Below are 12,011 nucleotides of genomic sequence, written 5' to 3' on the forward strand. Positions count from 1 at the left end.
ATCCGCGCGAGTACTCTACACTGCCGGGCGGCAAAAATCTGCGCGCCGCCGGCGAATTACGGCGCTTTATTCAACATCAAATCCAGCTGTTGCAGCAGCACCAGCAGCGGCAGGCTGCTCGGTTCACGATCTTTCAACGCCTCTTCGAAATAAGGCGTAATGGCGAAACGCGTCGGCAGCGGCGCTTCGGCGTCCAGCAACGCATACATACGCGGCAAGAACACCCACTGCAGCCAGGCTTCGGCCGACATGCTGTCGATGCAGAACGGCTCGGTGCTGGAGAAGGCCTCATGATCAGGCGGCGCGGCCTGCCACAGCGCCAGATCGCGCATGGATTGTTCAATCGCCTGCAAACTGCGGCGCACCTGGTTATGTATACTCATCTGCATTCCCGATCTCTTTTCATCATGGTATTCAGCGCGCTGGCTGAAAGGCGGCAAAGCATAGCATTTTTATAGCCCAAATTCGGCGCGTCTGAGACAGCCCGCCGTTTTTATCTGGTGGCGTCCGCCGCCGCGCGGCACAATAGGCCCACCGAGTTCACCACACAGATAAAGATTCATGTCCGTAATAACAGAGAAAAAAAACCACGCGACGCCCGGTAAGGCCATGCTGGCTTCAGTCACCGGTTACGCCATGGACGGGTTTGACCTGCTGATCCTCGGCTTTATGCTGCCGGCCATCAGCAGCGAATTAGGATTAACCTCATCGGCCGCCGGTTCGCTGGTCACCTGGACGCTGATCGGCGCGGTGCTGGGCGGCGTGATCTTCGGCCACCTCAGCGATCGCTTCGGCCGAATCCGGGTGCTCACGATCACCATCCTGATGTTTTCCCTGTTCACCGGCCTGTGCGCCGTGGCGCAAGGATATTGGGATCTGCTGGCCTATCGCACCCTGGCGGGCATCGGGCTGGGCGGCGAGTTCGGTATCGGCATGGCGCTGATCGCCGAAGCCTGGCCGGCGGAGAAGCGCAACCGCGCTTCGGCTTACGTCGGCATGGGCTGGCAACTGGGCGTGCTGGCGGCCGCCTTCCTGACGCCGCTGCTGCTGGAACACATCGGCTGGCGCGGCATGTTTTTGGTCGGCCTGCTGCCGGCGCTGGCGTCATTCCTGATCCGCCGCACTCTGGGTGAACCGGAGGAATTCGTGCGGCAGAAAGACGCTGGGCAATCGCTCTCCTTCCTGCAGCGTTTGCGCCTGCTGTTTAAGGATCCCGCCACCAGCAAGGCCAGCATCGGCATCTTCATTCTCTGTTCGGTGCAGAACTTCGGTTACTACGGCCTGATGATCTGGATGCCGACTTACCTGGCGAAAAACTTCGGCTTCTCGCTCACCAAGTCCGGCCTGTGGACGGCGGTGACGGTGGTCGGCATGACGTTCGGCATCTGGCTGTTTGGCGTACTGGCCGACCGCTTTCCCCGCTGGAAGATCTTCGTGCTGTATCAGGTCGGCGCCGTGGTGATGGTGATCGGTTACGCCCAGTTGAGCGACCCGACGCTGATGCTGTTCGCCGGTGCCGTGATGGGCATGTTCGTCAACGGCATGATCGGCGGCTACGGCGCGTTAATTTCCGATACCTACCCGGTGCAGGCACGCGCCACCGCGCAGAACATCCTGTTCAATCTGGGGCGCGGCGTCGGCGGCCTGGGGCCATTGGTAATCGGTGCGCTGGTGACGCAGGTGTCGTTTACCGCGGCCATCAGCCTGCTGGCGGCAATTTACCTGCTGGATATCTACGCCACGCTGTTCCTGCTGCCGAAAAAACAGGGCGCAGGCGATACGCTGGGCGCGATTGGTTAACGCTGAAGAGGGATTAAGGCAGGGCCGCACGCGCGGCGGAATAGAACAAAAGTTGGGGGCACTGCGTTAACAGTGCCCCCGGTTCGTTTTATAGCTATCCCGCTACACAGCGTGCTCCCTGCTCAATCCTTGAAAACTTTTCCTGCGGCCATCCTGACCAAGCGATCCTTGCATCATCCTGCAGCATCGTCCTGACGCGGTTCCTCAGCCTTCCTGACCCGCCGACAGTCCTGTGCCGGCTCTCAATCTCCGTCCTGGAGGTGTCCCTGGTTTCTATCCTGAAACATCCTGGGCATCTCCTGACGCCATCCTTCGCTCTTGCCTGAGCGCATCCCTTTCTTCTTCCTGAAGCTGCATCATCCTGATGCTTTCCTGCTCCGCCGGTTCCGTTCCGGTAACGATAAGATCGCTTAAATTCCCCGGAATCACAAGGGTTTGGGAGGTGTCTCACACTAAATTAAGCCTAAGAGTTATCCTAAAGAAATTCTAACCAATTGATCTGGATAACAATAATCTCATCGCCTGGAGAAAGGCGGGAAAAATTAAGAGCGATCTCTCACAGCCCGTGTGAGAGATCTCGCACACGGGCGACGGCGAATCCGTCGCCATTCAGTCCAGCACCGGGCGCAGCGCATCGAGGAAATTCCCCAGCGTCGCCGCCAGCAGGGTACGCTTATCGCTGCCGAACTGTTCCAGCACCACGTTGCCGCTGACGTTGCACAACGACACCATCGTCATCTCGGATTCGGTGGTCGCCAGGAACAGCGTTGGCGGCAGCTTGAGGCGCTTTTGCGTCACCAGATGGCCGATCAGGTTCTCCTGCAGGCGGATAAAATCCTCTTCGCTCCAGACCTGCAGCAGGCTCAGACGATGCTCGCCGAACTGCGCGCTCATGTCGCCGGCGTATTGCTGCGTGTAGAAACGGTGCGCGTCCGACTGCAAACGCAGCTCCAGCGCGGCTTCTACCTTTTCCAACGTCGCCGCCGGTTCGAAAGGCTGTGGCAACCACAACACTTCGTCCTCGCGGTTCTCCACGATGCAGGGCGACGGCACGCCGTACAGCGCCTGGCTGGCCGGCGCGTGGCCGCGCTCTTGCTGCCACAACTCGACATAGCGTTGAGTGAATTCACGCAGAGCGTGCGATACATCATGGTCCATATTCTTTCCCGCATACGTTAAACTGACGGCCATTGTACCTATCTCTGACCAAGGTGACAGCAGATGTCCTCATATCAAGACCACCAGGCCCTGTCGGGGCTGACGCTGGGCAAACCCACCGCCTACCGCGATCGCTACGACGCCTCGCTGCTGCAGGCGGTGCCGCGCAGCATGAACCGCGAGCCGCTGGGGCTGTACCCCGATAACCTCCCCTTCCACGGCGCGGACATCTGGACGCTGTACGAGCTCTCCTGGCTGAACGCCAACGGGCTGCCGCAGGTGGCGGTCGGTGAAATCAGCCTCAACGCCGACAGCCTGAACCTGATCGAATCGAAAAGCTTCAAGCTGTATCTCAACAGCTTCAACCAAACCCCGTTCGCCGATTGGGAAACGGTGCGCAGCACGCTGCAGCGCGATCTGTCCGCCTGCGCCCAGGGCGAGGTGAGCGTCACCCTGTTCAGCGTCGAGCAGTTGGAAGGCACGCCGATCGCCCGCCTGGCCGGCGACTGCATCGATCAGCAGGATATCCGCATCGACAATTATGAGTTCAACGCCGACTACCTGCTGAACGCCGCCGGTGAAGAGGTGGTGGAAGAGCAATTGGTCAGCCACCTGCTGAAGTCCAACTGCCTGATCACCCATCAACCAGACTGGGGCTCGGTGCAGATAAGCTACCGCGGCGGCAAGATCGATCGCGAAGCGCTGCTGCGCTACCTGGTCTCCTTCCGCCACCACAACGAATTCCACGAGCAGTGCGTCGAGCGCATCTTTAACGATTTGATGCGCTACTGCCGGCCGCAAAGCCTGACGGTTTACGCCCGCTACACCCGCCGCGGCGGGCTGGATATCAACCCGTGGCGCAGCAACGTCGAATTCGCCCCCGAGCGCGGCCGCCTGGCGCGCCAATAAGTGCGAAACATTGCTCAACAACTGAGCTAACGAGCGGTTTATGTTGGTAAAAGCGCAGGGACGGCGGTAAGGTTAAAACGAGGCTGCGGCCGGGCGGAGCGCCCGCTGCGCCGCAGCACGCCAACCATAACGAGATGCTGTTTTGCTGCGTATGGATTACTACCGCCCCGCACCGGGTGCAAAGGAGTTACCTTGATTACACACATCAGCCCGCTTGGCTCTATGGATTTATTGTCGCAGCTGGAAGTAGACATGCTGAAGCGCACCGCCAGCAGCGACCTGTACCGCCTGTTCCGCAACTGTTCGCTGGCCGTGTTGAACTCCGGCAGTCAAACCGACAACAGCAAACAGCTGCTGTCACGCTATGAAACCTTCGACATCAACGTGCTGCGCCGCGAACGCGGGGTGAAGCTGGAGCTGGTCAACCCGCCGGAAGAGGCGTTCGTCGACGGCCGCATCATCCGCTCGCTGCAGGCCAACCTGTTCGCCGTACTACGCGACATCCTGTTCGTGCACGGCCAAATCGCCAGCGCCGGCCGTTTCCAGCACCTTAACCTGGAAAACTCGGCCCACATCACCAACCTGGTGTTCTCGATCCTGCGCAATGCACGCACGCTGCATCTGGATGAAGATCCCAATATGGTGGTGTGCTGGGGCGGCCACTCGATCAACGAGAACGAATACCTGTACGCGCGCAAGGTCGGCAGCCAGCTGGGCCTGCGCGAGCTGAACATCTGCACCGGCTGCGGGCCGGGCGCGATGGAAGCGCCGATGAAAGGCGCGGCGGTCGGTCACGCGCAGCAGCGTTACCGCAACAGCCGCTTCATCGGCATGACCGAGCCGTCGATCATCGCCGCCGAGCCGCCAAACCCGCTGGTGAACGAGCTGGTGATCATGCCGGACATCGAAAAGCGCCTGGAAGCCTTCGTGCGCATCGCGCACGGCATCATCATCTTCCCGGGCGGCGTCGGCACCGCCGAAGAGCTGCTGTACCTGCTGGGTATCCTGATGAACCCGGAGAACAGCGAACAGGTGCTGCCGCTGATCCTGACCGGGCCGAAAGAGAGCGCCGATTACTTCCGCGTGCTGGACGAGTTCATCATGAACACGCTGGGCGATGCCGCGCGCCGTCACTACACCATCATCATCGACGATCCGGCGGAAGTGGCGCGGCAGATGAAGAAAGCCATGCCGCTGGTGAAGGAAAACCGCCGCAACACCGGCGACGCCTACAGCTTCAACTGGTCGATCCGCATCGCGCCGGATCTGCAGCTGCCGTTCGAGCCGACCCATGAGAACATGGCGAACCTCAACCTGTATCCGAACCAGCCGCCGGAGCAATTGGCCGCCGCGCTGCGCCGCGCGTTCTCCGGCATCGTGGCCGGCAACGTGAAGGAAAACGGCATCCACGCCATCGAGCAGTTCGGCCCGTACAAGCTGCACGGCGAGCCGCAGATGATGAAACAGATGGACAGCCTGCTGCAGGGCTTTGTCGCCCAGCACCGCATGAAGCTGCCGGGCAGCGCCTATGTGCCCTGCTACGAAATCGTCGCCTGACCCTCAATCCCGGGCGGCGTAACGGCCGCCCCGTTTTTTGACCTTGCCGCCCATGATGATACACCTACTGATTGTCGACGCCCTGAACCTCATCCGCCGCATTCACGCCGTGCAGGGTTCCCCTTGTGTCAACGCCTGCCGCCACGCGCTGCAGCAGTTGATCCAGCACAGCCGCCCGACCCACGCGGTGGCGGTCTTCGACGAGGACGATCGCCGCGACAGCTGGCGTCACCAAATTCTGCCGGACTACAAGGCCGGGCGTTCGCCGATGCCGGAAAACCTGCAGCAGGAGATGCCGCAGCTGCGCGAGGCCTTCGCCGAACTGGGCGTCGCCAGCTGGCATTCTCCCGGCAACGAGGCGGACGATCTGGCGGCCACGCTGGCGGCGAAGGTCGCCGGCGGCGGCCACCAGGTGACCATCGTCTCCACCGACAAAGGCTACTGCCAGCTTTTGGCGCCGAACGTGCAGATCCGCGATTACTTCCAGAAACGCTGGCTGGATATGCCTTTCGTGCAACAGGAATTCGGCGTGCAGCCGCAGCAGCTGCCGGACTATTGGGGGCTGGCGGGGATCGGCAGCAGCAAGATCCCCGGCGTGGCCGGTATCGGGCCGAAAACCGCCGTGCTGCTGTTGCAGCAGTCGGGCAGCCTGGATGGGCTCTATCAGCAGCTGGAACAGGTGCCGGAGAAATGGCGCGGCAAGCTAGAGCGGCACCGCGAGCTGGCCTACGTCAGCAAACAAGTCGCCACGCTGCGCACCGATCTGTCGCTGGACGGCAACCTGCAGCAGCTGCGCCTGCCGATACCATAAGGGCGCTGCAAGCAGCGCCCTTCATCAGGCTTAACGCGATTAATCGCGCTCGTCGCGCCGACCCGGCACCGCCGACCACATGCGGCGCACGTGTACGGTGATCTCTTCGCGGTCGTGATACAGCTGCTTGGCATGCACTTCGACGCTGACGCCGGCAGCGCCCAGCGCTTCGCGGATGCTCATCAGGTTCTGCGACACTTCCTCGTAGCGCTTTTTCATCGGCAGCTTGAGGTTAAAAATCGCTTCGCGGCACCAGCCTTTCACCAACCACTGGATCATCAGGCTGGTTACCTTCGCCGGCTTCTCCACCATGTCGCACACCAGCCAGTAGATCTTGCTGCTGTTCGGCTCGAACTTGAAGCCGTCGGCGCGGTGGTGCGTCACCTGGCCGGTTTCCATCAGGCTCGGCGCCATCGGGCCGTTATCCACCGAATGCACCATCATGCTGCGTTTCACCAGCTGATAGGTCCAGCCGCCCGGGCAGGCCCCCAGATCGACCGCGTGCATGCCGCTGGCCAGGCGTTCGTCCCACTCGTCGGCGGGGATGAACACGTGGAACGCTTCTTCCAGCTTCAGCGTCGAACGGCTCGGCGCATCGGCCGGGAAGCGCAGACGCGGAATGCCCATGTAGAACGGCGAGTTGTTGTTGCTGTAGGAGTAACCGACGTAGCAACAACCCGGCGCGATGAAGAACACGTGCACCACCGGGCGAGTGGGGTTCTCGCGCGCCATCAGCACCTTCTGCTCGCGCATCGCGGCGCGCAGCGGCACCGTCAGCTTGCGGCAGAACTTCATCAGCTCTTTGCTTTCGTTGGTGTCCGGCACTTCCACCCGCAGCTCGCCGCCGCGGTCAACCACGCCGATCAGCATGCCGACGATCGGCGATACCCGATCTTCCGGCGGCAGATCGCGCAGCAGCTCACCCACCACGATCATCTGGCGGGCGAAAATCAGTTCGCGGAACGGAATTTCCCGCGCCAGGCGGTCGGCATCGTCCGGCTGATAGCATTCGAACAGCACGTAACCGCTGTGCTCTTTTACCCGCGCAAAACCGAAAATCTCCCGCTGGGCGGCTTTGTCGGTGATCTCCGCCGCACACTCTTTTTCAAAGCCAGGGCGGCAGTACAACGCAATCTTATTCATGGCGCTCGGCCTTTTTCCTCAGACGCAAAGCGCCAATCAACATCAATATCCAGCCGATCAGGAAGCACACGCCGCCAACCGGCGTGATGTATACCCAGACCTTCAGGTGCGACAGCGCCAGGCAATAGAGGCTGCCGCTGAACAACACGGTGCCGAACGCCAACAGCGCTCCGCTCCAGTAAAACCACAGGCTCACGCGGCGCTGCATCGCGACCGCCAGCGCCAGGATGGCCAGGGTGTGGAACCCCTGATACTCCAGCCCGGTGCGGATCCAGGCCATTTCGTTGGCGCCGAGCGTGCCGCTTAATACATGCGCGCCGAATGCGCCCAACGCGACAAACACAAAGCCGCTGATAGCGGCGAAAACCAGCATGGAACGGCTGCTCATCGTGATTTATCCCATTTAAAATCACCGGCCGCGGCAAGGCGGCGGCCGGTCTTATTGTTCGTAGCGGAAGCGGAACTTCTCTTGTTCGCTGGCGGCGCGCGCCAGGATCCACTGCCGGAAGGCGGCTATTTTACCCAGTTCTGCCTGGCTGTCATGACATACCAGATAAAAAGCGTTTTTACTGACCAGCACATCGTTGAACGGGCACACCAGGCGACCGGCTTCGATCTCGGTTTGCGCCATCACATTGTTCACCAGCGCCACGCCCTGGCCGTGCACCGCCGCCTGCACCACCATCGCGCTATGGCTGAAGATCGGCCCCTGCTGCACATTAATGTGCTGCAACCCCAGCTGGCGCGTATAGGCCAGCCAGTCGCGGCGTGAAACGTCATGCAGCAGCGTATGATAAGCCAGATCCTCTGCGGTTTTCAGCGGATGATCGCCGGTCAGCAGGCTCGGCGAACACACCGGCAGCAGATATTCCGCATACAGGCGCTCGGCGCGCAGCCCCGGCCAGTTGCCGCGGCCGTAGAAAATCGCCACGTCGACGTCGTCCGCCAGCTTGTCTTCTTCGCGATCCACCGCCTGGATGCGCACGTCGATCCCCGGATAAGCTGAGTTAAAGCCGGACAGGCGCGGCACCAGCCACTGAATGGCGAAGCTCGGCGGCAAACTGACGGTCAATGCCCCCTTGGCGCTACGCGCCTGCAGCTTGCGCGTCGCCTCGTTGATCGAAGAGAAGATCTCCTTGATATCGAGGTAGTAACTTTGCCCCTCTTCGGTCAGCAGCAGCGAGCGGTTACGCCGGCGAAACAGCTTCAGCCCGAGGAAGTCCTCCAGCGACTTGATCTGGTGGCTCACCGCGGCCTGGGTCACGAACAACTCTTCCGCCGCCTTGGTGAAACTCAGGTGGCGAGCGGCCGCATCGAACACGCGCAGCGCATTGAGGGGAGGTAAGCGTTTAGACATTAAATTAGCTACTTTTGTGTAACATTAATCCGAATGATTCGGCGCCGAAAATCGGGCGGCTTTGTGTGGCAAGCCATCGGTAAACGCTAACGGCGTATTGCCATTAGTTTTTTTAATCCGAGCCATTATAATTTGTCCGTTGAGGATGCGCCAGCAAATACCTATAGTGGCGGCACTTCCCGGGCCGGAACGAAAAGGGAGTGGGTGTCGAGGACGCCGATGAACTTTTGGCTTGTGGTTGTGATGTTGTGTTTGCAAATTGTCCGGCGATTCCGGACATGGTAGCTAGGCTACTGTTTTTTCACTTCCTGTACATTTACCCTGTCTGTCCATAGTGATTTTATGCAGCACCGCAAAACTTGCGGTGCTTTTTTTTGCCTGACGGTTACTGGTTGCTTTCAACCATCTCTTTCACATCGGCGCGGTTGATCTGCTGCTCGACGCCGTTGGCGTCTTTATAGCTGATCATGCCGGTATCGTTGTCCACTTTTGGCTTGCCGTCAGCGACAATGGTGCGTCCGTCATTGGTATGCATCACGTAATTGCTGGAACAGGCGGCCAGGGTGAACGTAAGCATCAGGGCAGAGAGAACTGCGGCTGTTTTCTTCATTGAGGACTCCTTTTTAGTTTTAAATGCTGATAAATACCTTTTATGTGTATAGATGCGATTAATAAGCGCACATTTAATAGCATAACAAACTTTCCCAATTTTGCCAGGCGATAAGTCCTAATAGGCAGGATCGCTTGTCTCCGGCGGCAAAATAGGACAGGATCCCCCATCGACTCAAGCCAGTGACAATCAGGGTATGACGCCTTTTAACCCCAGCCTTTTTCGCCAACAGTTTCCCGCGCTCGCGCAGGACGGCATCTATCTGGACAGCGCCGCCACCGCGTTAAAACCGCAGGCGGTGATCGACGCCACGCAGCAATTTTATCGCGATGACGCCGCCACCGTGCACCGCAGCCAGCATCGGGCGGCGCAGGATCTGACCGCCCGCTTCGAGCAGGCGCGCGGCCAGGTGGCGCAGCTGATCAATGCGCCGTCGGCCGACGACATCGTCTGGACGCGCGGCACCACCGAAGCGATCAACCTGGTGGCGCAGAGCTACCTGCGTCCGCGTCTGCAGCCGGGCGATGAAATCCTGGTGAGCGAAGCGGAACACCACGCCAACCTGATCCCCTGGCTGATGGTGGCGGAACAAACCGGCGCGCGGGTGGTGAAACTGCCGATCGGCGCCGATCGGTTGCCGGATTTGACGCAGCTGCCCACCCTGCTCAACGACAACACCCGCCTGTTGGCGCTGGGGCAAATGTCCAACGTCACCGGCGGCTGCCCGGATCTGGCGCCGGCGATCGCGATGGCGCATGCCGCCGGCGCACGCGTGATGATCGACGGCGCACAGGGCGTGGTTCACGGCCCGGCCGACGTACAGCTGCTCGACATCGATTTCTACGCCTTCTCCGGCCACAAGCTGTATGGGCCGACCGGCATCGGCGCGCTGTACGGCAAAGCCGAGCTGCTGGCGCAGATGGCGCCGTGGCAAGGCGGCGGCAAGATGCTGACCCAGGCATCGTTCGACGGCTTTGCCCCGCAAAAGCCGCCGCACCGCTTCGAAGCCGGCACGCCAAACATCGCCGGCGTGCTGGGGTTGGCCGCGGCGCTCACCTGGCTCAGCGAACAGGACATGGCGGCGGCGGAGCGCTACAGCCGCGAGCTGGCGGACCAGGCGGAACAGCGGCTGGCACAGCTGCCGGGCTTTCGCAGCTTCCGCAGCTCTGGCTCCAGCCTGCTGGCGTTCGATATCGCCGGCGTACACCACAGCGACATCGTCACCCTGCTGGCGGAGCAAGACATTGCGCTGCGCGCCGGCCAGCACTGCGCGCAGCCGCTGATGGCGGCGTTGGGCGTCAGCGGCACGCTGCGCGCGTCGTTCGCCCCCTACAATACACAACAGGACGTCGATACGCTGGTCAGCGCGTTGACTCACGCCCTCGATCTGCTGGCCGACTGACTTGATTCCCGGAGACGCTATGCTCGCCCCCCATCCTTTTGGCCGAGAGGTCACCGCCGAGGCGTTGATCGCCACCTTCAGCACGCTGAAACAGTGGGAAGATCGCTACCGCCAGCTGATTATGCTCGCGAAACGGCTGCCGCCGCTGCCGGAGGCCTTGCGCAGTGAAGAAATGGCGTTGAGCGGGTGTGAAAACCGCGTCTGGTTGGGGCACCAGTTGCTGGAAGACGGCACGCTGCACTTCTATGGCGACAGCGAAGGCCGCATCGTGCGCGGCCTGCTGGCGGTGTTGCTGACCGAAGTGGAAGGGAAAACGCCGCAGCAGATCGCCGCATTGGATCCGCTGGCGCTGTTCGACCGGTTAGCGCTGCGCGCCCAGCTGAGCGCCACCCGCGCCGGCGGCCTGGCGGCGTTGGCCGCCGCCGTCAAGGCGATCGCCGCCCGTTACGCCTGACGCGCCGCCTTCGCCACCATCTTTTTCAGCGCGTGCGACACGGCGACGAAGCCGAAAGTAGCGGTGACCATGGTCGCCGCGCCGAACCCCGCGCTGCAATCCATTCTTTTCGGCCCTTCCGCCGTGCTGCGTGAAGCGCACACCGAACCGTCCGGCTGCGGGTAAACCAACGGCTCGCTGGAGAAGACGCAGTCGATGCCCAGCTTGCCCTTGCCGTTTTTCACCACGTTGAAATCGTGCTTCAGCCGCTCGCGCAGCTTGGCGGCCAGCGGATCCTGGATGGTTTTCGCCAGATCGGCCACTTCGATCTTGGTCGGGTCAATCTGCCCGCCGGCGCCGCCGGTGGTCACCACCGGGATCTTGAAGCGGCGGCAGTATGACAGCAACGCCGCCTTCGGCCGCACGCTGTCGATCGCGTCGATGACGTAGCTGAAGTTATGGTCCAGCAGCTCGGCGACGTTGTCCGGGGTGATGAAATCGTCGATGCAGGTCACCCGGCATTCCGGGTTAATCGCCAGGATACGCTCCGCCATCACCTCGGTTTTCGATTGCCCGACGTGTTGGCGCAACGCGTGGATCTGGCGGTTGGTATTGGTGACGCAAACATCATCCATGTCGATCAGGGTGATGGCGCCGATGCCGGTGCGCGCCAGCGCCTCAGCCGCCCAGGAACCCACGCCGCCGATGCCGATCACGCAGACGTGCGCCTGCGCGAACACCGCCAGCGCCTGCTGGCCGTACAACCGCGCCGTGCCGCCGAAACGCTGCAGATAGGCTTCCGAATAAGCTGTACTCATAACGCTTTAATTA

13 protein-coding genes are annotated in these 12,011 nt (G+C 61.3%); 6 read left to right on the top strand and 7 right to left on the bottom strand.

Features of this window, described 5'->3' with window-relative positions; genetic code table 11:
• Positions 1-56: 56 nt before the first annotated feature.
• Positions 57-383, bottom strand: a complete 327-nt coding sequence (locus ACJ8HH_RS21815) for a YqcC family protein (RefSeq protein WP_033654135.1) — start codon at positions 381-383, stop codon at positions 57-59.
• A 178-nt stretch (positions 384-561) separates the two neighbouring features.
• Between ACJ8HH_RS21815 and ACJ8HH_RS21820 the strand changes: the two genes are divergently transcribed.
• Positions 562-1,800 carry an MFS transporter gene (locus ACJ8HH_RS21820; RefSeq protein WP_060388400.1) on the top strand — a complete coding sequence of 413 codons (1,239 nt, stop codon included), beginning with the start codon at positions 562-564 and terminating at the stop codon, positions 1,798-1,800.
• A 609-nt stretch (positions 1,801-2,409) separates the two neighbouring features.
• Here the strand turns inward: ACJ8HH_RS21820 and syd are convergent.
• Positions 2,410-2,958, bottom strand: coding sequence for a SecY-interacting protein (gene syd, locus ACJ8HH_RS21825; protein WP_060388399.1), 549 nt, complete (start codon positions 2,956-2,958; stop codon positions 2,410-2,412).
• 63 nt (positions 2,959-3,021) lie between these two features.
• On the opposite strand from syd, the gene queF reads away from it, so the two are divergent.
• The 3 genes from queF (at position 3,022) to xni (ending at position 6,235) form a co-directional block, all read left to right on the top strand.
• Positions 3,022-3,867, top strand: a complete 846-nt coding sequence (gene queF / locus ACJ8HH_RS21830; RefSeq protein ID WP_033649800.1) for an NADPH-dependent 7-cyano-7-deazaguanine reductase QueF — start codon at positions 3,022-3,024, stop codon at positions 3,865-3,867.
• A gap of 192 nt (positions 3,868-4,059) precedes the next feature.
• Entirely contained in the window at positions 4,060-5,424 is a 1,365-nt protein-coding gene (gene ppnN / locus ACJ8HH_RS21835) for a nucleotide 5'-monophosphate nucleosidase PpnN (RefSeq protein WP_019455737.1), read from the top strand.
• A 52-nt stretch (positions 5,425-5,476) separates the two neighbouring features.
• On the top strand, positions 5,477-6,235 hold the full coding sequence (gene xni, locus ACJ8HH_RS21840; RefSeq protein ID WP_033635747.1) for a flap endonuclease Xni: 759 nt from the start codon (positions 5,477-5,479) through the stop codon (positions 6,233-6,235).
• A 39-nt stretch (positions 6,236-6,274) separates the two neighbouring features.
• Here xni and rlmM read toward each other — a convergent pair whose 3' ends face one another.
• The 4 genes from rlmM to ACJ8HH_RS21860 all read right to left on the bottom strand — a co-directional run bounded on the left by rlmM (position 6,275) and on the right by ACJ8HH_RS21860 (position 9,345).
• Entirely contained in the window at positions 6,275-7,378 is a 1,104-nt protein-coding gene (gene rlmM / locus ACJ8HH_RS21845; RefSeq protein ID WP_033635748.1) for a 23S rRNA (cytidine(2498)-2'-O)-methyltransferase RlmM, read from the bottom strand.
• A complete protein-coding gene (locus tag ACJ8HH_RS21850) occupies positions 7,371-7,766 on the bottom strand; it encodes a DUF423 domain-containing protein (protein WP_004931896.1) in 396 nt (131 codons plus the stop codon). The genes rlmM and ACJ8HH_RS21850 overlap by 8 nt, the downstream gene beginning before the upstream one ends.
• A gap of 51 nt (positions 7,767-7,817) precedes the next feature.
• Positions 7,818-8,735: a transcriptional regulator GcvA gene (locus ACJ8HH_RS21855; RefSeq protein WP_025304049.1), complete on the bottom strand. Its 918-nt coding sequence runs from the start codon at positions 8,733-8,735 to the stop codon at positions 7,818-7,820.
• 385 nt (positions 8,736-9,120) lie between these two features.
• Entirely contained in the window at positions 9,121-9,345 is a 225-nt protein-coding gene (locus tag ACJ8HH_RS21860; protein WP_025304050.1) for a YgdI/YgdR family lipoprotein, read from the bottom strand.
• A gap of 196 nt (positions 9,346-9,541) precedes the next feature.
• On the opposite strand from ACJ8HH_RS21860, the gene csdA reads away from it, so the two are divergent.
• Both csdA and csdE read left to right on the top strand, forming a co-directional pair.
• Entirely contained in the window at positions 9,542-10,747 is a 1,206-nt protein-coding gene (gene csdA / locus ACJ8HH_RS21865; protein WP_060437006.1) for a cysteine desulfurase CsdA, read from the top strand.
• 19 nt (positions 10,748-10,766) lie between these two features.
• Positions 10,767-11,201 (top strand): cysteine desulfurase sulfur acceptor subunit CsdE, encoded by a 435-nt coding sequence (gene csdE, locus ACJ8HH_RS21870; protein WP_033649797.1) that lies wholly within the window; start codon positions 10,767-10,769, stop codon positions 11,199-11,201.
• Here the strand turns inward: csdE and tcdA are convergent.
• On the bottom strand, positions 11,192-11,998 hold the full coding sequence (gene tcdA / locus ACJ8HH_RS21875; RefSeq protein ID WP_004931886.1) for a tRNA cyclic N6-threonylcarbamoyladenosine(37) synthase TcdA: 807 nt from the start codon (positions 11,996-11,998) through the stop codon (positions 11,192-11,194). The two genes, csdE and tcdA, sit on opposite strands and share 10 nt — an antisense overlap.
• Positions 11,999-12,011: the final 13 nt, after the last annotated feature.

Origin of the sequence: Serratia sp. CY32780 (genome assembly GCF_052169135.1) — a bacterium.
Lineage (GTDB): Bacteria > Pseudomonadota > Gammaproteobacteria > Enterobacterales > Enterobacteriaceae > Serratia > Serratia sarumanii.